Genomic DNA, 21178 nt, shown 5'->3' with positions numbered 1-21178 from the left:
AGGACCACACAATGGCAGATCGCAGCCTACGCGGCATCCGACTCGGCGCCCAGAGCCTACAGAGCGAAGAGGGCGTCGTTTTCATGGAGCGCCGTGAAACCACCTACATCTGTGACACCTGCGGCCATGTCACGAACCTGATGTTCTCGGCGGACGCAGAGCCGCCCCAGACGTGGGAATGCCGTTCCTGCGGAGCGGACGCGCGCCTGAACGTCGACGGCCAGGCCGTCACGCTCGATGCCACGGACGAGAAGGCCGCCCGCACACACTGGGACATGCTTCTCGAGCGTCGTACCCGCGCAGAGCTCGAGGAGCTCCTCGAGGAGCGACTCGCCTTCATCCGTGCCCGCCGCGGCGCAGGTGAAGACCCGACCCGCGAGAAGATCGGCGCCTAGCGCCTGCGGGCGCGCAACCACCCGAAGGCCAGCGCGCCCAGTCCGCCCCAGACCAGAAGACCTTGGATCCAGGGTCCCAGGACGACTCCAGCAGTCAGGCCGGAGCGCAGCTCGACATCCTCGAGCAACGCTCCGGCCTTTCCTGCATCCAGGCTCGAGACCGTCGTGCCATCCGCGCGGATCACCTGGCTGGTGCCGACCGTCGAGATGTTCACGACGCTGCGGCCGGTCTCGATCGCACGCATCCGCGCGACGGCGAGTTGCTGCAGATTCTCATTCGTCCCACGGAAGTCCGCGTTGTTCGTCTGGAAGACGAGCACTTCGGCACCGTCTGCCATGCCCTCGCTGATCACGTCGTCGTAGATCACGTCGAAGCAGATCGCCAGCCCGACCTTCACACCGTCGACGTCGATGACCGGCGGATTCGAGCCCGGGGTGTACTCGCGCTGGATCAGACCGATCAGATCGGGTGCGAGTGCGTTGAAGAAGGCGCGGTCGGGGACGTACTCCCCGAAGGGGACCGGATGCCGCTTGTCATGGACCTGCCCGTCAGCGCCCTCTTGCGTCCAGAGCATCGACGTGTTGTAGAAGAGACCGTCTCGTTCCGTGGCGGCATTCGCCAGCAGCGATGCGCCGACACGCGAGGCGATCGCGCTCATTCTTCTCGCCAGAGAGTCCGATTGGAACGGATCGAAGTCGAGCGACCCCTCGGGCCAGACCAGCAGGTCGACGTCCTCGCCGTAGAGCGGTTCGGTCGCGTCGGTCTGCGCGTCGATGAGCGAGTAAGGCTCGCGCTCGTCGAAATACCCGCTCGGCCCGTTCCCCTGCACCGCCGCGATGCGCAGCGATCCGCTGGTGGTCGTGGGGAAGAGCGGTGTGAGCAGCAGAACCACGGTCACGACGACCGGTGCGATCAGCGCAGCCGGCCGGCGCCAGAGTCGTTCGCGCACCACCTGGATCACGAGGGCGACGAGGAACACCATCAGGAAGCTGAGACCGCTCACGCCGGTCCAGGACGCGACGTGAGCCAGCGGGCTCTCGGCCTGGCTCATGCCCAGACGAGCCCAGGGGAACCCTCCATAGGGCCAGGAGCCGACGAACACCTCGCGCCCGACCCAGAGCGCCGCCACCACGGCCGGAAGGAGCAGGAGCCGCGCCCAGACGCTCGGGAAGGCTCGGGGCATCCAGCGATAGGCGAGGGTGATCAGGATAACGGCCACCGCCGTGAGCACGCCTTCCAGGACACTCAGCGCCGCCCAGGGCAGCGGGCCCAGGTAGCGAGACGTGAAGGACACGAGCAGTCCGAAGAAGAGCACACCGTAGACGAGTCCGACCGCCAGAGCTCCGCAGGCCCGTCGACCGATCAGCGCCACGAGCAGCAGCGCGGTGGCCGGGAAAGCCAGCACCCACACCGCAGTGGACGGATAGGACAGATTCATCAGGAGCGCGGCCATCGCCGCAGCGGGGAGGGCGAGCGAGAGCGGCAGGAGGGGGCGCTGCGGCACGCGGGGTTCGGGCATCCTTCCTATTCTCACATCGAGGAATAGGCGACGATGCCGCGACGGACGCCGTCCAGAGCCACGCGGGCGTTGCGGGCCAGCGCACCGTCTTCCGCGACGATCGAGAGCTGATCGAGCAGATCGATCGTCTGTTTGGCCCATCGCACGAAGTCGCCGGCCGCCATGTCTGCGTCCACGAGGACGCGGTCCAGCATCCCTCCTCGCGCCCACGAGTGCATCGCACCGGCGAGGCCTGCCGACAGAGGCTCGGATCCCGGCAGATGGTGGTCCTTCTCGAGGTCGTCCAGCTCGGCCCACAGGGTCGTCGTCTTCTCGTACGCTGCGCGGAAGGCACCGCGGGGCAGGTCCCGCTCCCCCGCGTTCGCCTCGTCGCGACGAGGCTCGTAGACGAGGCAGCAGGCCATCGCAGCGAGGGACGGCGCGTCGAGACCGTTCCACAGCCCCTGCCTGAGAGATTCGGCCACCAGCAGATCGCGTTCGCCATAGATCCGGCGCATCGTCCGCCCGGCCTCGGTGAGCGTTGTCTCCCCCTCGTCGTCTCGGTGGAGATAGTCCAGGGTCTCGAGCACCTCGACGACGCGGTCGAAGACGCGCGCCACCGTGCCGGTCCTCGTCTCGATCTGTCGGCGGATGCGATCGTTCTGACGCTTGAGCTTCCAGTACCGCTCGGCCCAGCGCGCATGGGCTTCGCGATCAGGGCATCGATGGCATCCGTGACGCTGCATGCGCGTGCGGAGGCTGTGGATCTGCTTCATGCGCTTGTCGCGCGATGTGCGCGACGCGTTCGAGTCCTGGCGGTTCTTCTTCTCGAGATCGCTCAGCTCGCGGCGTATCGAGGCGTAGTCCAGGAAGTCGCCGTGATCGCAGACCATCGCCGCCTTGTACCCGTCGAGCGACTCCTCCGCTTCGCGGACCTGTCTCGCCAGTCCGACGACTGCGCGGTCGGCCTGGAACTGCGCGAAAGACGACTCGAGCACTTCGCGGGCCCGGGGCTTGCCGAACAGATCGATCAGGTTGACGGCCATGTTATACGTCGGCCGGAAGCTGGAGTTCAGCGGATAGGTGCGGCGAGAGGCGAGGGCCGCGACCGCCTGCGGATCCATGCCCTCGGTCCACTGCACCACCGCGTGACCTTCGACGTCGATGCCGCGTCGTCCCGCGCGACCGGTGAGCTGCGTGTACTCCCCCGATGTGATCGCGACTCGGGCCTCGCCGTTGAACTTCTCCATCTTCTCGAGAACGACGGTTCTCGCGGGCATGTTGATGCCCAGAGCCAGGGTCTCGGTGGCGAAGACGACCTTCACGAGCTTGCGCTTGAAGAGGTCCTCGACGACCTCCTTGAAGGCCGGCAGCAGACCCGCATGGTGCGCAGCCACACCGCGCTCGAGGTTCTCGAGCCACTCCCAGTAGCCCAGCACGCCGAGGTCCTCATCCTGCAGCGAACGGGTGCGGTCCTCGACGATCGCCCGGATCTCCGCGCGCTCCTCGGTCGACGTCAGCCGCACGCCCGATCTCCGGACCTGCTGCACCGCCGCATCGCACCCGACTCTGCTGAAGATGAAGAAGATGGCAGGCAGGAGGTTGGACTGCTCGAGCAGCCGCACCACGTCCGGGCGATCCATGCGCTCGATCCGACGCACGTTCGCGGAACGGACGGGGCGACGTCCGCCTCGTGGCGGGCGCTGCGCCTGTCGGCCGGCATGGCGATTGCTGCGATACTCCTGCGCCGAACGATTGTTGTCGTAGTTGGAGCCGGTGAAGGAGCGGATCCGCATCAGCTCCTGATTGACCTGTGCGGTCGCGATCCCCGCCCGATCGTCGAAGAGCGGCAGCAGATCATCGCGGACGAGCACGTGCTGCTCGAGCGGAACCGGACGGATCTCCGAGACGATCACCTCGGTGTCCCCGCGCACGGTGTCGAGCCAGTCCCCGAACTCCTCGGCGTTCGAGACGGTGGCGCTCAAGGAGACCAGCCGTACGTGCTGCGGCAGGTGGATGATCACCTCTTCCCACACTGCCCCGCGGAAACGATCCGCGAGGTAGTGGACCTCGTCCATGATGACGTAGCGGAGGTCTCGGAGCGCGGCCGAGTCGGCGTAGATCATGTTGCGCAGCACCTCGGTCGTCATCACGACGATCCGGGCGTTGCCGTTGATGTTCGTGTCGCCGGTGAGCAGACCGACGTCGTCCGGGCCGTACACATCGACCAGCTCGCGGAACTTCTGATTCGAGAGCGCCTTCATCGGCGTCGTGTAGAAAGCCTTGTCCCGTGGAGTCTGCATCGCGAGATGGATCGCGAACTCGCCGACGATCGTCTTGCCTGCACCGGTCGGCGCGGCGACGAGCACGCTCTGGCCGTCTTCGAGTGCGTGGCATCCTTCGACCTGGAAGGGGTCGAGCTCGAACTTCTGGTTCGCAGCGAAGGCGACGGTCGCCGGGTGCCCTGCCGCCTGTCGAGCCGCGGCGTATCGTTCGGCCGGCGAGCTCATACGGCCACGGGTTCGATGCCTGCAGCGGCGTCGCGCTTGCGCTTGCGTCGGTCGAAGAGCATCGAGATGAAGGTCGCCGCGAAGTACAGCACGATCATCGATCCCATCAGCAGCAGCATCGAGAACACATCAGCAGGCGGAGTCGTGACGGCGGCGAAGATCGTGCACACCAGGATGGCGACTCGCCAGCCCTTCAGGATGTCGCGGCCCGACATGATGCCGGCGAGATTGAGTGCCACCAGGAAGACAGGCAGCACGAAGGCGATGCCGAGCACGAGCAGGAACTTGAAGACGAAGTCGTAGTAGGTGGAGTAGTCGAAGAACTGCGCCATGCCGGTGGGGACGAACGATGCCATGACTTCGATCACATGCGGAAGCACGAAGAACGCGACCGTGCAACCGCCGAAGAACAGCGGGATGGCCGCCCCGAGGAATCCCCAGGTGTACTGGGTCTCCTTCTTCGTGAGCCCCGGCATGACGAAGGCCCAGACCTGCCACAGCCATACCGGCGCGGAGATCAGGAGTCCGATTGCGAAGGCAATCCGCATCCGCAGATCGAACCCGCTCGTGACGGTCGTGAAGTTGAGACCCGTGTACTCGCGCCCGGCTTCTGCAGCGATCGTGCGGATCGGCACCGAGAGGAGCTCGATGATCGGCTCCGTCACGAAGAAGGCGATGATCATGCCGACCACCAGGGCACCTGCCGCGATGAACAGACGCTTACGGAGCTCGATCAGGTGCGCGCCGAGAGACATCCGCCTGTCACGGCCCGGCGTCTCCTGGTCGGCGGAATCGAGAGCGGACACGAACTAGGCGGATCGAGGAGGCTGACCCGGATCCGTGTCGCGAGCCGTCACCGTGGTGTCTGCGACCGAGGTCGTGGTGGTCGGGGATGCCGGATCTGCGGCATCAGTCGCGTCCTCGTTCTTCATCGCCTTCATCTCGCCCTTGAACACCCGGGCGGACTGACCGAGGCTCTTCGCCAGTGCCGGCAGCTTCGCCGCACCGAAGAGCAGCAGGATGACGGCGAGGATGATCAGCAGATGTGGCCAACCGAAAGCGCCCATGATTCTCCTTCGTCGTTTGGTGAAAGTCTAACGGGCGTTGTCGCCTTCGGGGTGGCGATACAGGGCGAGTCCGGCCGCAGCCCATTCCCGCGCGGCAGTTCGAGCGACCCCGGGATCCACCACTTCGAGGGCGCCGCCGAACTTCGCCGCCAGTCGCTTCACTCCCCGAGGGTCTGCGAGATGCAGCCGAACGGTGACGATCCCATCGCTGGCGTCGGAGTTGTCGGCCGTCAGGAAGTCTCCGAGCAGGGGCGCCATCCGCTCGGGCACCCGCACTCGCACCTCCCCCTCGTCCTCGACGGCCGAGAAGGCCTCAGGGACGTGCTCGCCCGCGTGCGTGATCGGGATGTCGGTCAGCCGGGCATCGCTCACGCGATCCAGGTGGAAGGTGCGCATGGCCTGTCGCATGTGGCACCACCCCTGCAGATACCACTGCGCGTTGGTGATGAGCACCTGCACGGGATCCACGGTGCGCGTCGTGGGCGCGGCATCGGGCGCCTGATACGTGAACGACACGGCGACGCCGTTCTGCACGGCCCTCGACACCACCTGGCGGACCTCGTCGACGGCGCTCGGCGCGACGACGACCTCGGCCGGCGCATCGGCCGCGCCGCGCGAGAGCTTCGAGATGAGGCCGCTGACCAATCCCGAGTCGGAGACCGCCGGCACGGCGGCGACCATCTGCAGGCCCGCGAGGAGCGCGGCGGCTTCTCGGGCCGTGAATCGAGGAACCCGGCGCAGAGCGACGTCGTTGGTGATCTCGATGATGTCCTCTTCGTCGAGGAGGTCCCAGTTGATGTCGAACATCTCCTGCGGCTGCTGCCAGAAGCCGGAATCACCGGGCAGGCCGATGACCGTGAGCTTCTCGACCATCTGCCGCATCTCCGTCGAGGTCACACCGAACTCGGCAGCCGCCTCGGCGAGCGAGACCTGTCCGTGCTCGAGGAGATAGGGCACCAGAGTCAGATAGACGCGGACTCGGTCAGCGGCGAGCAGCGGCTTGCCTTGGGCGCTCATCGGACCTCTCCCACATCTGAATTCGTCGCCACGACCGCCGTCAGGCGATCGACGACGGCCGAGCGGAGCTCCGCAGGCTCGACAACCCGCACCTCGGGACCGTACGACGCGAGCTCGTCGGCGAAGATGTGCAGGTCCACGAACGGGACGAGGATGCCCTGGGTCGCCGCCGGAGTCGCCCGGCGGCCGAGCCGCAGCGACGCCTCGGTGCCGGGTGTGACCTCGAGCAGCGCAGAGTTCTGAGCGGCGACGCGCTCGAGACCGGCCAGGGCACGCTCCCCCGCGCCCTCGCGCAGCGCAGGGTCGAATGCCTTCGCCGTGATCTTCACATCGCCGACGATCCTGCTGAGCAGGAACATGCGGTCCTGCTCGATGTCCACATCGACGCCGAACACGTGCCATCTCGCTTCATAGTCGACGAGTGCGAGCGGGCGGATGCTGCGGCGCCGCGGTGCGCCCTCCCCCGGCTTGAGGTAGTCGAAGACGACCACGCGGCTCTTCTCGATGGCATCCTGCAGTGGAGGGAAAGCGGCATCGCGCGCGGTGATCCGCGGCGCGAACCCGATGATCGGTTCGTCGCCGTCGATCCCGAGCGCCCGGATCTTGCGCACGCCGGCCTTGGCGTCGCCGGATGCGGACTCGGCGCTCCACACGCTCCCCGCCAGCTGCAGCACGGCGAGCTCGGCGGCCGTGAACTCGATATCGCTGGGCAGGTCGTATTCCGCCTGCGGAATACGGTAACGCGCTTCGCGGAGGTCATTCGGATCGGCCTGATCCCCGATCGTCTCGACGGGGACGCCGAGAGTGCGCAGTTCGTCCTTGTCGCGCTCGAACATCTTCTCGAGTGCATCCGAACGCACGCCCGCATCGGCGCGCTGACGGTAACCCGACACGTTGTCGAGGATCTGCTGCTTCGTGAGCCCGATCTCCGTGGCCATGAGCGCCACGACGAGATTCGTCAGGCGCTCTTCCGCGGGAATACGGGCCGCCATCACTGCTCCAGGACGGGAACGACGCCCAGGATGTCGACCACGATCGCGGTCGCCGGGTTTCCGTCTGCCTCGGGCACGACGACCAGGAGCTGGGAGCCGACCGTCGCGCCGACGAGCTCCTTCGCTGCGGGGCCGATGTTGGGCTCGGCACCCCACGTGCTCGAGGTGACCGTCTTGTCGTCCCATCCGAGCGCCATGATGTTGGTCACGATGGTCGATTCCTTCTCGACCTTCTCCCCGTCACCCTTGATGAGCGTCTGAGTGACGGTCTCGGTGGGGGCGTCGCTGTCGGGGATGATCACTCCGGGGGTGCCATCGGGAGCGCGGACGACCGTCGGCAGGCCCCGGGCGTCGTTGAACTGCGATGAGCCCTCGGCGTGAGCGAGGTAGACATCCTGGAGGTCGATGATGGCGACCACGTTCTCATCCTCTTCGAGACCGAAGGCCTCGACATTCGCCTCGCCGAAGTCCTCTGGGGTCAGCACCGCGACGATCCGGCTGCCTCCGGTCGCGCACTCCAAAACGGTCTCGAGACCGGCGGACCGCTCTGCCCAGTAGGAGATGCTGTGCACACGGCTCGGGTCGCCGTTGAACTCGGACTCGTACAGCTTCTCGCCGCTCTCGCCGCCATAGAAGGCGATGTCGAGCACCATCGGCTGGGAGGTGGTGGTGAGGGTGTTTCCCTCTCCGGTCACCACGTCGGCGAAGGACGTCTCGTCCGCCTTCACCGGGCTGTACACGGTGACGTCCGGAGCCTCTCCGAGGTCGCCCTCGACGGTGACCGAATCCTTCACGGATGCGGTCGATGCCGCCGCCCGATCGCACGCATCACCGGCGAACGAGGGCGCCGAGGCGCATCCGGTCAGAGTGAGGACGGCGAGGCTGATGGTTGCCAGAACGGCGGACGTTTTACGCACGCGCTCCAGTCTATTCCGTCGGTGGCTCGGATTCGCGCGAACCGGCGGCGAGACGGGCGCCCTCAGCGGCCTTCGCGGCCTCTCTCGCCCGCTTGCGCAGATTCTTGTCGTTGATCTCGCGATCGCCGACAGCCCCCGGCGTCCACGCCTCGACATCCGCATCGCCGTAGCTGCTCTTCGATGCCCTGCGCTTCACCTGAGGGGCCACGGCGCCCGGCGCCAGCCGACGAGCCGTGAGGAGGAAGCCGGTGTGCGCCACCATCCGGTGATCGGGTCGCACGGCGAGACCCTCGACGTGCCAGCCGCGAACCATCGTCTCGGACGCCTCGGGATCCGTGAACAGGCCCGTGCTGCGGATGTACTCGGCCACCCGTGAGAGCTGCGTGGCGGTGGCCACGTAGCACAGCACGACGCCGCCGGGGGTGAGTGCGTCGGCGACGACATCCATGCATTCCCACGGCGCGAGCATGTCGAGTACGACACGGTCGACCGTGCCCGCCGGGAACTCCGCCGGCAGCGCATCCGCGAGATCTCCCACCACGACGTCCCAGGTGTCCGGCGTCTCGCCGAAGAAGGTCTCGACGTTGCCCCGTGCGACCTGGGCGAAGTCCTCACGACGCTCGAACGACACCAGCCGGCCGACCGGACCGATGGCCCGCAGGAGCGAGAGCGAAAGGGCACCGGACCCGACACCCGCTTCCACGACGACGGCACCGGGGAAGATGTCGGCCTGCATCACGATCTGCGCGGCGTCCTTGGGGTAGACGATCGCGGCGCCGCGCGGCATCGACATCGCGAAGTCGCGGAGCAGAGGCCGGAGCGCGAGGTACTCGTGTCCCGAGCTGTTCGCGGCCACTGAGCCGTCGGGCAGACCGATGAGGTCGCGGTGCCGGAGCACGCCCTGGTGCGTGTGCAGCTCGCCGTCCTCTCGGAGGGTCACGGTGTGCAGGCGACCCTTGGGGCCGGTCAGCTGCACCCGATCGCCCTCGCGGAACGGCCCGCTCGGCCGCTGTGAGGTGGTGTCGGTCATCGGGTGGCTCCCGTCATGGAGGTCTTTCGGTCGAAGAGTTCGATCAGGTCGGCGGCGGTGCGCCCCTCGAGGCTCGGCCACAGCTCATGCGCGCCCACGTGATCGAGCGAGACGATGTGCGGCACGCCGAGGGCGACGGCGCCGGATGCGATGCCCGCGCGGAGCCCGGTCGGCGAGTCCTCGATGACCACAGCATCGGCGATGTCGATCTCGAGCAGGGATGCCGCGTGGAGGTAGGGCTCGGGGTGGGGCTTCGGGTTGGTCACATCATCGCCGGCGACGACGATGTCGAAGGCCTGGAACTCGATCAGGTCGACGACGCTCAGCGCCATGCGACGCAGCGACATCGTGACGAGTCCTGTGGGGATCCCCGCTGACCTCAGGTCCTGCAGCAGCTCGCGGGCGCCGGGGCGGAAGGGCACTCCTTGCGTGCGCAGTGCATCCTGCACGCCGTCGGTGAGGAGCGAGATGATCGCCTCGGCATCCATGTCGACGCCCGCGTTCTGAAGGATGATCGCGCTGTCGATGAGTCCGTTGCCGACGAGCTGAAGCGCATCCTCGTGGGTCCACGTGCCGCCGAAGGATTCGACCAGCGCGGTCTCGGCCGCCATCCAGTACGGCTCGGTGTCGACGAGTGTTCCGTCCATGTCCCAGAGGATCGCGCGGGGCTGTCTGCTCACCGAACCATGTTACCCGTGGGTCCACCCTGTCCCCGCGCCGTCGGACTAGCCTGGAGGGATACCGATCCGGAATCCACGAAGGGAGCCCACGATGGATGGCCTCGGTTCACGCATCGTCATCGTCGCCTTCGACGGGTGGAACGACGCAGGGGAAGCCGCGAGCGGCGCGGTCGCCGCACTGCGCGAGACGACGGATTACGACCTCGTGCACTCGATCGACCCGGAGCTGTACTTCGACTACCAGTACACGCGCCCTGCGACGAAGATGGACGCCGAAGGGCGTCGCCAGCTCACATGGCCCGAAGCCGGACTCTGGCGCCCGCGCGACCCGGGTCCCGGTCCCGAGTTCTGGATCCTCACGGGAGTGGAGCCTGCGCGCACCTGGCAGGCTTTCGCGTCGGAGTTCATCGACGTCGCTCTCCGCGACGACATCACGGGCTTCGTGACGCTCGGCGCGATGCTCTCCGACGTGCCCCACACCCGCCCCATCTCGATCTTCGCGTCGAGCCAGAACGAGCAGGTCCGCGAGGCGCACGGCCTCGAGCGCTCGCTCTACGAAGGCCCCGTCGGAATTCTCAGCGTCATCGAGCACTTCGCCGAGAGCGCCGGCATTCCGACCGCCAGTCTGTGGGCGAGCGTGCCGCACTACGTCGCCTCCGCCACACCGTCGCCCAAGGTGACCCTCGCTCTTCTCGATCGGCTCGAGGAGCTGACCGGCGTGGATGTGCCTCGCGACCACCTGCGCACCGAGGCCGCCGCCTGGGAGGCATCGATCGATGCCGCCGCCGCGGACGACGAGGACATGACCGAGTACATCCATCAGCTCGAGCGCACGCGCGACACGTGGGACTCCCCCGATGCGTCGGGCGATGCCATCGCTCAGGCCTTCGAGCGCTATCTCAAGCGCCGTGGCGACGGCCCCGGCGACCACAAGCGGTAGTCGCCGGGGCCCTCGTCATCACGCCGCGATGACGCCGGTCCCCAGCAGCACCAGGAGGACGGTGCCCAGGAGGATGCGGTAGATCACGAACGGCAGGAAGCTCCGCTTCGAGATGTAGTTCATGAAGAAGGCGATCACGCCGAGCGCCACGACGAATGCGATGCCCGTCGCCGCGAGCGTGTCTCCGAAGGAGAAGAACGACGGCTCGTCCCAGCTCTTGAACACCTGGTAGAAGCCACTGCCGAACACGGCGGGGATCGCGAGCAGGAACGCGTAGCGAGCGGCTGCGGCACGCTCGTAGCCGAGGAAGAGTCCCATCGTGATCGTTCCACCGGAGCGCGAGACTCCGGGGATCAGCGCCAGAGCCTGCGCGAAGCCGTACGCGATGCCGTGCGGGTAGGTGAGCTGATCGAGCTTGCGCCGCTTCGCGCCGACGTGGTCGGCGATCCCGAGCAGGATGCCGAAGACGATCAGCATGATCGCGACGATCCAGAGGGAGCGGAAGACGGTCTCGATCTGGTCCTGGAAGAGCAGCCCCAGGACCACGATCGGGATGCTGCCGATGATGATCATCCATCCCATGCGCGCATCCGGATCGCTGCGCGGGACCCTGCCGGTCAGCGACCGGAACCACTGCGCGATGATCCGCACGATGTCGCGCCAGAAGAACACCACGACCGCCGCCTCCGTGCCGATCTGGGTGATCGCGGTGAACGCGGCGCCGGGATCCTCGCCCGAGGGCAGGAAGGTGCCGAGGATGCGCAGATGGGCGCTGGAGGAGATCGGGAGGAACTCGGTGAGTCCCTGGACTATGCCGAGGATGAGCGCTTCGAACAAGTGCATGGAGGAGCTTTCTGAGTCGTGGTGCGCGGACGTGGAGCCGAGAGCTCAATACGTGCGCAGCAGATCGGCCAGCACCCGCTGACCGAAGACAAGCGATTCTACGGGCACCCGCTCATCGACCCCGTGGAACATCCCGGTGAAGTCGAGGTCTGCGGGAAGCCGGAGAGGCGCGAACCCGTACCCGGTGATTCCGAGATAGGCGAGCGCCTTGTTGTCGGTTCCTGCACCCAGCAGGTACGGGATGACCGGCACGCCGGGGTCATGCCGGCCGAGACTCGCGACCATCGCCTCGACGAGCTCGCCGTCGAAAGGCGTCTCCATGCCGATGTCCCGCACCACCGTCTGGATCTCGATCTCGTCGCCGACGATCTGCTGCAGCTCGGCGAGCACGTCGTCTTCGGTTCCGGGGATCACCCGCACGTCGATCAGCGCCTCGGCACGCTCGGGGATCACGTTGTGCTTGTATCCGGCGGACAGGGCGGTCGGGTTCGTCGTCGTGCGGAACGACGAACGGAGGAAGGCCTCGGCGGGCCCTGCAGCCGCCGCGAGGGCATCCGGGTCGTCGACGGAGCGCCCGGTGAGATCGCTCAAGCCCTGCAGCAGTGCCTCGGTGGTGGGAGTGAGTCGCAGGGGCCACCGCGTGCCACCCAGGGCCGCCACGGCCTCCGCGAGCTTCGTGACCGCATTGTCGTCGTGGAGACGGCTTCCGTGGCCGGCGCGGCCCTTCGCCACGAGGCGTATCCAGATGAGCGCCTTCTCCCCCACCTGCAGCAGGTAGGCGCGGCGATCGTCGACCGTGATCGAATAGCCGCCCACCTCGCTGATCGCCTCGGTCGCGCCCTCGAACCACTCGGGGCGGTTCTGCACCACGAGAGCCGATCCCTCGACTCCGCCGTTCTCCTCATCGGCGAAGAAGGCGAGCACCAGGTCGCGTTCGGGCTGCTCGCCCGCTCGCAGCAGGTCGCCGACCGCCGTCAGGATCATCGCGTTCATGTTCTTCATGTCGACGGCGCCCCGCCCCCAGAGCATGCCGTCCTTGACGACGCCCGCGAAAGGATCGACGGTCCAGTCCTCGGCCATGGCCGGGACGACGTCGAGGTGGCCATGCACCACGAGCGCCGGCTTGCTCCGGTCGCGTCCGGGCACCCGCGCCATGACGTTCGTGCGCCGCGGGATGGGCTCGTAGTACTCGACTTCCAGGCCGAGATCCTGCAGATAGGCGCCGACGTAGTCGGCCGCTTCCCGCTCGCCCTTCGCGTTGCCCCCGCCGAAGTTCGAGGTGTCGAATCGGATCAGGTCGCGCGCGATGCGAACCACCTCGGGCAGAGACACGTCAGTCATGGAGTCCAGGCTATCGAAAGGCCGTGGCGCGCCCGGGCGTCGCCGTCGGTTTCTGAGTGCCCCGAAGCTCGTGCTAATGTAAATCTTCGTTCGGCAACGAACATCCAACACCTGCGCGGGTGGCGGAATGGTAGACGCGCTACGTTGAGGTCGTAGTGCCCGTAAGGGCGTGGGGGTTCAAGTCCCCCTCCGCGCACAGACAGGCCCCGGATATCCACATGATATCCGGGGCCTTCTTCGTTTCCGATGTCGCCGTGTCGTCGGACAGGACTCGCGTGGATCGTCGAGTCCTGTCCGACGCGGTCGGGCCGGCGCCTGTCAGACCGCGCCGACGCCGAACACCAGACCGAGCACGTACGTGACCGCTGCGGCTCCGAAACCGATCGCCAGCTGACGCAGCGCACGACGCAGGGGCGGCCCTCCGGACAGGATGCCGACCATCGCTCCCGTCGACAGGAGCGCGATGCCCACGAGCACGAGAGCGACGACCACCGCTGTGGTCCCCTCGAGCCCGAAGAGCCACGGGAGCACGGGGATGATCGCACCGGATGCGAAGAGCAGGAAGCTCGAGATCGCGGCGGTCCAGTCGCTGCCGACGATCTCGTGGTCGTCTCCGGCGTGGACGTGGACCGGCCCTGTGGCGGTGCGTTCCACGCCGGCGCGCGCGGCATCGACGATGCGCCGTGCGCGCTCCAGAGCCTCCTGCTGGCCGATCCCGCGCGCCCGGTATACCAGAGCGAGCTCGTTCTCATCGATGTCGAGGTCGGCGGCGGATGCGGCAGCATCCTCGTTGGCCTCCGTCGACGCGAGCAACTCTCGTTGAGACCGCACGGACACGAACTCCCCCGCTCCCATCGACAGCGCGCCGGCGAGCAGGCCTGCGATGCCGCTGAACAGGACGAAACCCGAACTGACGCCCGTGGCGCCGATGCCGAGCACGAGCGCGAGGTTGCTCACGAGGCCGTCGTTGGCCCCGAAGACCGCTGCGCGGAACGAGCCCGACAGGCGACGCCGACCCCGCGCAGCGAGACCGCGAACCACCTCGTAGTGCACTTTCTCGTCAGCGCGCATCGCCGGCGTCGCGTACTGCTCCGAGTCGTACGGTGAACGTGCCTCGGCGCTCTGCGCGAGGGCGAGCACGAAGATGGATCCGAAGCGGCCCGCCATCCAGCCGAGGAGGCGGGAGCGGATGCCGGCGCGTGGCAATCGGCCCGGTTCCGCGCCGAGCAGATCGAGCCAGTGCTGCTCATGGCGCCGCTCGGCGTCGGCGAGGCTGAGAAGGATCTCACGCTCCTCCCCCGTGCGTCGGCTCGCGAGCTTCTGGTACACGTGTCCTTCGGCGCGTTCCTCGACGAGGTACCGCGCCCAGCGGCGGCGGTCTGCGGCGGTGGGCTCGGCGGCAGCGGGGGCTGTCATGAAGTCTCCTGATCGACGGTCCCCGTTCTCGGGGCAACCGTTCAACGCTAGCTTCGGGAGCCCGTCTCAGTCGCACCCGGCGACGGTATTGCCAGCTTTTCGGGTATCCGAACCGACGCCAGGGTTCAGGAGCGGACGCGCTTGCGGAGTACGTCGATACGGGACTGCAGCTGCGTCACGGTCGCCTGGGCGACTGCTGGTCCACCGCAGATCCGGCGCAGCTCGGCATGGACCGCGCCATGCGGTTCGCCCTTCTGACGGGCGTACAGCCCCACGAGGCTGTTCAGCAGCTGCCGTTGCTCGCGCAGCGTGCGGTGCAGGGGCGCAGGGAGCGTCGTCGTCTCGGTGGGACCCGCCTCGGCTTCTCTCGTCTCTCGCAGTCGCGTCTGCCGTGCCTGTCGCTGCATCAGGAGCTCGTGCACGTGCTCGGGCTCGAGAAGACCGGGAAAGCCGATGAACTCCTCTTCTTCGGGGGTGCCCGGCTCGGCCAGCTGACCGAACTCCTGGCCCTCGAACACGACCCGGTCGAAGTGGGCCACCGACGAGAGCGCCTGATAGCTGAATTCCTGGGTCAGCGCGTCGGACGCGTCGTCCTCGCGGTTCGCGGAGTCGAGCAGCGAGTCCTCGAGCCCGTCGTCGTCCTTCGACTGACGGTCGAGCGCGTGATCGCGCTGCTTGTCCATCTCGTTCGCGAGACCCATCAGGACCGGCACCTGAGGGAGGAATACGCTCGCGGCCTCGCCACGGCGGCGTGCTCGCACGAATCGGCCGATGGCCTGAGCGAAGAACAGCGGCGTCGACGACGACGTGGCGTAGACGCCGACCGCGAGACGCGGCACGTCCACCCCCTCGGACACCATGCGCACCGCGACCATCCAGCGGTCCTCGCTGTTGCTGAACTTCTCGATGCGTTCGGAGGCCGTCGCGTCATCGGACAGGACGATCGTCGGCTGCTGACCGGTGATGCTGTGCAGGATCTTGGCGTAGGCACGCGCGACGGTCTGATCGGTCGCGAGCACCAGGCCGCCGGCATCCGGAACGTGATGCCTGATCTCGGTCAGACGACGATCGGCTGCGGACAGCACAGCCGGCATCCACTCGCCCTCGGGGTCGAGCGCCGTGCGCCAGGCCTGCGAGGTCACGTCCTTGGTGTTGTCCTGCCCGAGATGCGTCTCGAGCTCGTCTCCGGTGCTCGTGCGCCATCGCATCTTGCCGGCGTACATGTGGAACAGCACGGGGCGGACGACGCCGTCAGCCAGGGCGCGACCGTAGCCGTAGTTGTAGTCGGTGCGGGAGATCCGTGCACCGGACTCGTCAGGGTGATACTCCACGAACGGGATCGGTGCGGTGTCGCTGCGGAAGGGCGTTCCAGACAGCAGCAGTCGGCGCTTCGCCGGCCCGTACGCGTCTCGGATCGCATCACCCCAGCTGAGGGCGTCTCCGCCGTGATGCACCTCGTCGAGGACGACGAGGGTCTTCGCATCCTCGGTCAGATGACGGTGGACCGACGACTTCGCCGCGACCTGCGCGTAGGTCACGACGGCGCCGTGGTAATGCCGCGCCGGTGCCCAATGACTGTTGCGGAACCGGGGATCCAGACGGATGTGCACCCGCGCTGCTGCATCGGCCCACTGCGTCTTGAGATGCTCGGTCGGCGCGACCACGATGATCCGGTTGACCTCCCCCATGCGCATGAGCTCGACCGCGAGGGTGAGCGCGAAGGTCGTCTTGCCTGCACCGGGTGTCGCCGCGACGAGGAAGTCACGCTGATCCGCCTGGAAGTACTGTTCGAGCGCCTCCTGCTGCCAGGCGCGCAGCTTGTTCGCAGTACCCCAGGGGGCGCGCTGGGGGAAGGACGGAGAAAGCATCGAGTCAACGATAATCGCTGCCGCCGACACTCGGCACGCTCACGCGATCCGCCGCGCGCGTCCTCCCCACAGCCCACGCACCCGAGTAGGCTCGGTCACTGCGTGGCCGCCCCACATGGGCCGCGTTCGTTCGCGAAGGAGAGCTGGATGACAGACCAGGATTCGATCCGAACCCCGGAACTCGACAACGAGAATCCGCACCCCTGGCGGAGGTTCGTCGCGATCGGCGACTCGTTCACCGAGGGGATCGGCGACCCCGACCCGTCGCAGCCCGGCAGCCACCGCGGCTGGGCCGACCGCGTCGCCGAGGTGCTCTCGCGTCAGGTCGACGACTTCGCGTACGCCAACCTCGCCGTGCGCGGCAAGCTGATCGCCCAGATCGTGCGCGACCAGATCGAACCCGCCGTGGCGCTGCATCCCGACCTGATCTCGATCTGCGCGGGCGGCAACGACGTGATCCGTCCGGGCACCGACCCCGACGCCATCGCCGTCCAGCTGGAGGACGCCGTCGCACGCCTGTCGTCGACGGGTGCCGCCGTGCTGCTGTTCACCGGGATCGACACCGCCTTCACTCCTGTCTTCCGAGCGTTCCGCGGCAAGGTCGCGATCTACAACGAGAACGTCCGCGCGATCGCCGAGCGCCACGACTGCATCGTCGCCGACCAGTGGGCGCTCAAGGTCGTGCAGGACATGCGGTTCTTCGATGACGACCGTCTGCACTACAACTCGCTGGGCCATCATGAGGTCGCCCGCATGGCGCTGCGCGCGCTCAACGTGCCCAACGACCTCGAGTCCATGCAGCCCGAGCCGCTTCCGCTGCGCACCTGGCGGGAGGCGCGCTCCGAAGACCTCGGCTGGGCGCGGGAGCATCTGGTTCCGTGGGTGCTGCGGCGTCTTCGCCATGAGTCATCCGGTGATCACATCGTCGCGAAGCGTCCCGAGCCCTCGCCGATCATCTTCCCGTCGTCCGACTGACCATCTCATCCCATCCCGTCAGCGGCGTCCGAGCGCCCACAGCGCCACGGCCGCGGCAGACGCCACGTTCAGCGAGTCGACGCCTCCCGACATGGGAATCGTCACCACGGTGTCTGCCTCGTCGAGGGCGGTGCGTGAGAGTCCGTCGCCTTCGGATCCCATGACGAGAGCGACGCGCTCGGGACGCGACGCGACATAGGCGTCGAGAGTCACCGCGTCGTCGCTCAGCGCGAGGGCCGCGACGTCGAACCCCGCGGCATGAAGGTCGGTGACGGCGGACGCCCAGTCCGTGATCCGGGTCCACGGCACCTGGAACACCGTTCCCATGCTGACGCGCACGCTGCGCCGGTACAGGGGGTCGGCTCCCCCGGGAGACACCAGCACGGCATCCGCTCCGAGCGCGGCGGCCGCACGGAATGCGGCGCCGACATTCGTGTGATCGCCGACGTTCTCGAGAATCAGCACGAGCGTGGCGGAGTCGATGACCTCACGCACCGTCGGCAGGTCAGGACGATGCATCGAGGCGATCGTGCCCCGGTGCACGGCGAAACCGGTCAGCGCCTCCGCCACCTCGTCCGGGACGACGTACACAGGTACATCGAGTTCTCCGACGATCGCTCGGATGTCGTCCACCCGCCGCTCCTGAACGAGGACCGATCGCGGACGATGCCCCGCAGCGACTGCTCGCGCGATGACTTTCGTCGATTCGGCGATGTACAGCCCGCCGGCCGGGTCGCTCACACTTCGGAGCGCGGTGTCGGTCAGTGCGCGATAGTCGTCGAGTCGTCGATCATCGGGATTCGTCACGCGCAGCAGTTCCACGAGCCCCAGTCTGCCATCGCTCTCCGAGTCGCCGTCGCGGTCGGCCGCGACGCGTCGAGCGACCTGCGCACGCCGTAGACTCGCACAGGGAGGTCCTGTGAGCGCATCGAGTCCGGTCGAACTGTCGACCACCATCGCTCGCACCGCCGAACTCCTGCGCGGTCGGAAGATCGCCTTGCTCACCGGCGCCGGGATCTCCACGGACTCGGGAATCCCCGCTTACCGCGGCGAAGGGTCGCGCAACCGGACTGATCCCATGACGATCCAGCGGTACCTGGCCGATGAGACGGCGCGGCGTCGTTATTGGGTCGGCGGGCATCTCGGCTGGCGGGCGTTCGCCCGCGCCGAGCCGAACCCCGGCCATCTCTCTCTAGCCGCCATGGAGTCCTCCGGACACGTCACCGGCGTCATCACCCAGAACGTCGACGGACTGCATCTGCGCGCGGGCAGCTCGCACGTCATCGAAGTGCACGGCACCATGCGCAGGGTTCTCTGCCTGAAGTGCGGCCAGGTCTTCGATCGCCGCGACATCGCAGTGCAGATCGAAGAGCGCAATCCGTGGATCTCCGTCCCCGAGAATGTGGCGCTCGCTCCCGACGGCGACGTGCTCCCCGAGAGCACCGACGGCTTCATCGTGCCGGTGTGCACGGTGTGCGAAGGGATGCTGAAGCCCGACGTCGTGTTCTTCGGCGAATACGTGCCGCAGGGGCGCTTCAAGGCCGCGGAGTCGCTGCTCCGGGCGAGCGATGCGCTGATCGTCGCCGGCTCATCCCTCGTCGTCAACTCCGGTGTGCGCCTCGTCGAGCGCGCACGACGCCGCAGCATCCCCCTCATCATCATCAACCGCGAGCCGACGCGCGCGGATGTCTGGGCCGATGCCACCATCGCCGCAGGCACCAGCGACGTGCTCCCCGCGATCCAGGAGCTCCTCGAATGACTCTGCTCACGCTCATCCGCCACGGCCAGACGGATTGGAACCTCGCCCGACGGATCCAGGGCTCCACCGACATCCCCCTGAACGAGAAGGGCCGTGCGGACGCACGCACCGCCGCGGATCGTCTCGAGGGCGTGACACATCACTCGATCTACGCCAGCCCGCTGAAGCGGGCGCGGGAGACGGCAGAGATCATCTCCGAAAGCCTGGGCCTCGGGGCTCCCGTGCTGGTGCCGGACATGCGCGAGCGCGAGTTCGGTGAGGGCGAGGGCATGCTCGTCTCCGACTACATCGAGAAGTACGGCGATTGGCTCTCGCCGGTTCCCGGCGCGGAGACCCTGGAAGGTGTCGCCGAACGGGCGCTGGTCGCCCTCGACGCGATCGCCCGCGATGCTCGCCGTCGCTCCGCACCGGTGGCGGAGTCCATCATCGTCGTGACGCACGGCGGCGTGATCCGGTCACTGATCAACCACGTCTCCGGCGGCACGCTGCCGCGCGTCGGCGAGGTGCTCGCGAACGGTTCCGCCCACCGTTTCGAGGCCTCCCCCGGATCTCTGCGTCTCATCGACCAGGCGATCCTGGTCTGAACGACCGACCGCCAGAGATCGTTCGATCAGCGGGTGCGACCGAGCAGCGACCGAGCATGCCTCAGCACGGGCTCGTCGATCATGCGTCCGTCGAAGCGGAACACGCCTCGCTCGCTCGCTGAGGCGGCGAGAACCCGGCGGGCCCACTCGAGCGCCGCGTCATCCGGAGCGTACGCCGCGCGGATGACCGCCACTTGACTCGGGTGGATGCACGCGGTCGCGATGAACCCGGACGCGGCGGCGTCGACAGCCTCGGCCTCCTGACCTGCGACATCGCCGATCTCGATGTGCACGGCGTCGATGGCGCGCTTGCCCTGTGCCCCCGCTTCGAGGAGAACCCGGGAGCGGGCATAGCGCGCGATGTCTCGATAGCCACCCTCCGGTGTGCGGCTCGATGTGCCGCCGAGGGAGGCGACGAGATCCTCCGCGCCCCACATCATCGCGACGACCTGCGGATGTGCTGCGATGCGATCTGCCGCGTGGATCCCCTTCGCCGTCTCGCACAGGGCGATCAACGAGAACCTCTCGTCGAAAGCGCTGAGGCTCTCAGCGCTCTCGGTCTTCGCGACCATCACGGTGCGGAAGTCGGTCTGAGCGAGCATGGCGAGGTCTGAGACGTAGGCGTCGGAACCCGGTGCGTTCACGCGGACGATCACTCGATCGGGGTCCAGGTCGGCATCGACGAGATTGTCGCGAGCTGCGGCCTTCGCCTCGGCCAGCACCGCGTCTTCGAGGTCGAGGATGACAGCGTCCGCCTTCTCGAGGGCGCCGCGGAACCGTTCGGGTCGATCGGCAGGGCAGAAGAGCAGTGCCGGTCCGAGATCAAAGCTCATCGTTCCCCCTCGGCAAGACAGTGCACGAGCACCGTTCGGGTCGCGGTGGCGACGACTGTGCCGTCCTGGTTGCGTCCGGTATGCGCGATGGTCACGATCCCCTGCCCCGCTCGTGACGTCGAGAGCCGCTTGTCGACGACCACGCTCTCGGTGTACAGCGTGTCACCGGCGAACAGCGGATGCGGGAAGGCGATCTCGCCCAACCCGAGCTGAGCCACCAGGGTGCCTTGGGTGAGCTGCGCGACGGATGCCCCGACCATGGTCGAGAGCGTCCACATCGAGTTGATCAGACGCGCACCGAACGGCTGCTGCCCATCGGCGAAGGCGGCGTCGAGGTGCAGCGCCTGGGTGTTCATCGTGAGCGTCGTGAAGAGGACGTTGTCGGCCTCGGTCGCGGTGCGCCCAGGGCGATGAAGATATCGGGCATCGGTGACGAACTCCTCGAAGAAGAGACCGCGCTGGACGATGTCGTGCATGATCACCTCACCTCCTCGGTTCGCTGAGCGGATGGC

General features: G+C 67.5%; 21 protein-coding genes and 1 tRNA gene. 6 read left to right on the top strand and 16 right to left on the bottom strand.

Annotation, left to right across the window (positions count from 1 at the left end; translation table 11 throughout):
• Nucleotides 1-11 precede the first annotated feature (11 nt).
• Nucleotides 12-395, top strand: a complete 384-nt coding sequence (locus SOM10_RS02635; protein ID WP_053096068.1) for an RNA polymerase-binding protein RbpA — start codon at nt 12-14, stop codon at nt 393-395.
• Here the strand turns inward: SOM10_RS02635 and lnt are convergent.
• Genes lnt through SOM10_RS02590 form a run of 9 tightly spaced genes read right to left on the bottom strand, consistent with a single transcriptional unit; the run spans nt 392 to nt 10107 of the window.
• Nucleotides 392-1915: an apolipoprotein N-acyltransferase gene (gene lnt, locus SOM10_RS02630; RefSeq protein WP_320488261.1), complete on the bottom strand. Its 1524-nt coding sequence runs from the start codon at nt 1913-1915 to the stop codon at nt 392-394. The two genes, SOM10_RS02635 and lnt, sit on opposite strands and share 4 nt — an antisense overlap.
• An 11-nt stretch (nt 1916-1926) precedes the next feature.
• Entirely contained in the window at nt 1927-4404 is a 2478-nt protein-coding gene (locus SOM10_RS02625) for a DEAD/DEAH box helicase (RefSeq protein ID WP_320488260.1), read from the bottom strand.
• Complete coding sequence (gene tatC / locus SOM10_RS02620) at nt 4401-5159, bottom strand: twin-arginine translocase subunit TatC (RefSeq protein ID WP_320489739.1); 759 nt, start codon at nt 5157-5159, stop codon at nt 4401-4403. The genes SOM10_RS02625 and tatC overlap by 4 nt, the downstream gene beginning before the upstream one ends.
• Nucleotides 5160-5213: 54 nt before the next feature.
• Nucleotides 5214-5471, bottom strand: a complete 258-nt coding sequence (gene tatA, locus SOM10_RS02615; RefSeq protein ID WP_053096064.1) for a Sec-independent protein translocase subunit TatA — start codon at nt 5469-5471, stop codon at nt 5214-5216.
• 27 nt (nt 5472-5498) lie between these two features.
• Complete coding sequence (locus tag SOM10_RS02610) at nt 5499-6488, bottom strand: helix-turn-helix transcriptional regulator (RefSeq protein WP_295102627.1); 990 nt, start codon at nt 6486-6488, stop codon at nt 5499-5501.
• The gene (locus SOM10_RS02605) at nt 6485-7480 is read right to left on the bottom strand and encodes a helix-turn-helix transcriptional regulator (RefSeq protein WP_320488258.1); all 996 of its coding nucleotides are present in this window, start codon (nt 7478-7480) and stop codon (nt 6485-6487) included. Before SOM10_RS02605 ends, SOM10_RS02610 begins: the two co-directional genes overlap by 4 nt.
• Complete coding sequence (locus SOM10_RS02600) at nt 7480-8397, bottom strand: hypothetical protein (protein ID WP_320488257.1); 918 nt, start codon at nt 8395-8397, stop codon at nt 7480-7482. The genes SOM10_RS02605 and SOM10_RS02600 overlap by 1 nt, the downstream gene beginning before the upstream one ends.
• 10 nt (nt 8398-8407) lie before the next feature.
• Nucleotides 8408-9427: a tRNA (adenine-N1)-methyltransferase gene (locus SOM10_RS02595; RefSeq protein WP_053096060.1), complete on the bottom strand. Its 1020-nt coding sequence runs from the start codon at nt 9425-9427 to the stop codon at nt 8408-8410.
• A complete protein-coding gene (locus tag SOM10_RS02590; protein WP_072591272.1) occupies nt 9424-10107 on the bottom strand; it encodes an HAD family hydrolase in 684 nt (227 codons plus the stop codon). The genes SOM10_RS02595 and SOM10_RS02590 overlap by 4 nt, the downstream gene beginning before the upstream one ends.
• A 91-nt stretch (nt 10108-10198) precedes the next feature.
• Between SOM10_RS02590 and SOM10_RS02585 the strand changes: the two genes are divergently transcribed.
• Nucleotides 10199-11047 (top strand): PAC2 family protein, encoded by an 849-nt coding sequence (locus SOM10_RS02585; RefSeq protein WP_053096058.1) that lies wholly within the window; start codon nt 10199-10201, stop codon nt 11045-11047.
• Nucleotides 11048-11065: 18 nt separating this feature from the next.
• Here the strand turns inward: SOM10_RS02585 and SOM10_RS02580 are convergent, their stop codons facing one another.
• Both SOM10_RS02580 and SOM10_RS02575 read right to left on the bottom strand, forming a co-directional pair.
• Nucleotides 11066-11890, bottom strand: coding sequence for an undecaprenyl-diphosphate phosphatase (locus tag SOM10_RS02580; RefSeq protein ID WP_053096057.1), 825 nt, complete (start codon nt 11888-11890; stop codon nt 11066-11068).
• A 45-nt stretch (nt 11891-11935) separates the two neighbouring features.
• Complete coding sequence (locus SOM10_RS02575; RefSeq protein WP_320488256.1) at nt 11936-13231, bottom strand: M20/M25/M40 family metallo-hydrolase; 1296 nt, start codon at nt 13229-13231, stop codon at nt 11936-11938.
• Between the two features lie 113 nt (nt 13232-13344).
• Between SOM10_RS02575 and SOM10_RS02570 the strand changes: the two genes are divergently transcribed.
• A tRNA-Leu gene (locus tag SOM10_RS02570) sits at nt 13345-13427 on the top strand.
• Nucleotides 13428-13549: 122 nt separating this feature from the next.
• Here SOM10_RS02570 and SOM10_RS02565 read toward each other — a convergent pair.
• Both SOM10_RS02565 and SOM10_RS02560 read right to left on the bottom strand, forming a co-directional pair.
• Nucleotides 13550-14647 (bottom strand): VIT1/CCC1 transporter family protein, encoded by a 1098-nt coding sequence (locus SOM10_RS02565; RefSeq protein WP_056278715.1) that lies wholly within the window; start codon nt 14645-14647, stop codon nt 13550-13552.
• A 125-nt stretch (nt 14648-14772) separates the two neighbouring features.
• Entirely contained in the window at nt 14773-16515 is a 1743-nt protein-coding gene (locus SOM10_RS02560; protein ID WP_072591269.1) for a DEAD/DEAH box helicase, read from the bottom strand.
• 147 nt (nt 16516-16662) lie between these two features.
• Here SOM10_RS02560 and SOM10_RS02555 point away from each other — a divergent pair, with 147 nt between their 5' ends.
• Nucleotides 16663-17490 carry an SGNH/GDSL hydrolase family protein gene (locus SOM10_RS02555; RefSeq protein ID WP_053096053.1) on the top strand — a complete coding sequence of 276 codons (828 nt, stop codon included), beginning with the start codon at nt 16663-16665 and terminating at the stop codon, nt 17488-17490.
• Between the two features lie 18 nt (nt 17491-17508).
• Here SOM10_RS02555 and SOM10_RS02550 read toward each other — a convergent pair whose 3' ends face one another.
• The gene (locus SOM10_RS02550) at nt 17509-18312 is read right to left on the bottom strand and encodes an RNA methyltransferase (RefSeq protein WP_320488255.1); all 804 of its coding nucleotides are present in this window, start codon (nt 18310-18312) and stop codon (nt 17509-17511) included.
• Between the two features lie 97 nt (nt 18313-18409).
• Here SOM10_RS02550 and SOM10_RS02545 point away from each other — a divergent pair, with 97 nt between their 5' ends.
• Nucleotides 18410-19249, top strand: a complete 840-nt coding sequence (locus SOM10_RS02545) for a Sir2 family NAD-dependent protein deacetylase (protein ID WP_053096052.1) — start codon at nt 18410-18412, stop codon at nt 19247-19249.
• On the top strand, nt 19246-19833 hold the full coding sequence (locus SOM10_RS02540; RefSeq protein WP_320488254.1) for a histidine phosphatase family protein: 588 nt from the start codon (nt 19246-19248) through the stop codon (nt 19831-19833). Before SOM10_RS02545 ends, SOM10_RS02540 begins: the two co-directional genes overlap by 4 nt.
• A gap of 26 nt (nt 19834-19859) precedes the next feature.
• On the opposite strand, the gene SOM10_RS02535 is transcribed toward SOM10_RS02540, so the two are convergent.
• Nucleotides 19860-20666: a CoA ester lyase gene (locus SOM10_RS02535; RefSeq protein WP_320488252.1), complete on the bottom strand. Its 807-nt coding sequence runs from the start codon at nt 20664-20666 to the stop codon at nt 19860-19862.
• Nucleotides 20663-21142: a MaoC family dehydratase gene (locus SOM10_RS02530; RefSeq protein ID WP_320488251.1), complete on the bottom strand. Its 480-nt coding sequence runs from the start codon at nt 21140-21142 to the stop codon at nt 20663-20665. Before SOM10_RS02530 ends, SOM10_RS02535 begins: the two co-directional genes overlap by 4 nt.
• Nucleotides 21143-21178: the final 36 nt, after the last annotated feature.

It is taken from the genome of Microbacterium sp. CFBP9023, assembly GCF_034045055.1.
Classification (GTDB): domain Bacteria; phylum Actinomycetota; class Actinomycetes; order Actinomycetales; family Microbacteriaceae; genus Microbacterium.
This window is presented reverse-complemented; position numbering and strand designations above follow the sequence as displayed.

Coding starts and splice junctions, on each gene's coding strand:
- SOM10_RS02535 (WP_320488252.1), bottom strand. CDS start 20,666: ATGAGCTTTGATCTCGGACCGGCACTGCTCTTCTGCCCTGCCGATCGA.
- tatA (WP_053096064.1), bottom strand. CDS start 5,471: ATGGGCGCTTTCGGTTGGCCACATCTGCTGATCATCCTCGCCGTCATC.
- SOM10_RS02530 (WP_320488251.1), bottom strand. CDS start 21,142: ATGCACGACATCGTCCAGCGCGGTCTCTTCTTCGAGGAGTTCGTCACC.
- tatC (WP_320489739.1), bottom strand. CDS start 5,159: ATGTCTCTCGGCGCGCACCTGATCGAGCTCCGTAAGCGTCTGTTCATC.
- SOM10_RS02585 (WP_053096058.1), top strand. CDS start 10,199: ATGGATGGCCTCGGTTCACGCATCGTCATCGTCGCCTTCGACGGGTGG.
- SOM10_RS02605 (WP_320488258.1), bottom strand. CDS start 7,480: ATGGCGGCCCGTATTCCCGCGGAAGAGCGCCTGACGAATCTCGTCGTG.
- SOM10_RS02625 (WP_320488260.1), bottom strand. CDS start 4,404: ATGAGCTCGCCGGCCGAACGATACGCCGCGGCTCGACAGGCGGCAGGG.
- SOM10_RS02540 (WP_320488254.1), top strand. CDS start 19,246: ATGACTCTGCTCACGCTCATCCGCCACGGCCAGACGGATTGGAACCTC.
- SOM10_RS02555 (WP_053096053.1), top strand. CDS start 16,663: ATGACAGACCAGGATTCGATCCGAACCCCGGAACTCGACAACGAGAAT.
- SOM10_RS02595 (WP_053096060.1), bottom strand. CDS start 9,427: ATGACCGACACCACCTCACAGCGGCCGAGCGGGCCGTTCCGCGAGGGC.
- SOM10_RS02635 (WP_053096068.1), top strand. CDS start 12: ATGGCAGATCGCAGCCTACGCGGCATCCGACTCGGCGCCCAGAGCCTA.
- SOM10_RS02580 (WP_053096057.1), bottom strand. CDS start 11,890: ATGCACTTGTTCGAAGCGCTCATCCTCGGCATAGTCCAGGGACTCACC.
- SOM10_RS02565 (WP_056278715.1), bottom strand. CDS start 14,647: ATGACAGCCCCCGCTGCCGCCGAGCCCACCGCCGCAGACCGCCGCCGC.
- SOM10_RS02575 (WP_320488256.1), bottom strand. CDS start 13,231: ATGACTGACGTGTCTCTGCCCGAGGTGGTTCGCATCGCGCGCGACCTG.
- SOM10_RS02560 (WP_072591269.1), bottom strand. CDS start 16,515: ATGCTTTCTCCGTCCTTCCCCCAGCGCGCCCCCTGGGGTACTGCGAAC.
- SOM10_RS02610 (WP_295102627.1), bottom strand. CDS start 6,488: ATGAGCGCCCAAGGCAAGCCGCTGCTCGCCGCTGACCGAGTCCGCGTC.
- lnt (WP_320488261.1), bottom strand. CDS start 1,915: ATGCCCGAACCCCGCGTGCCGCAGCGCCCCCTCCTGCCGCTCTCGCTC.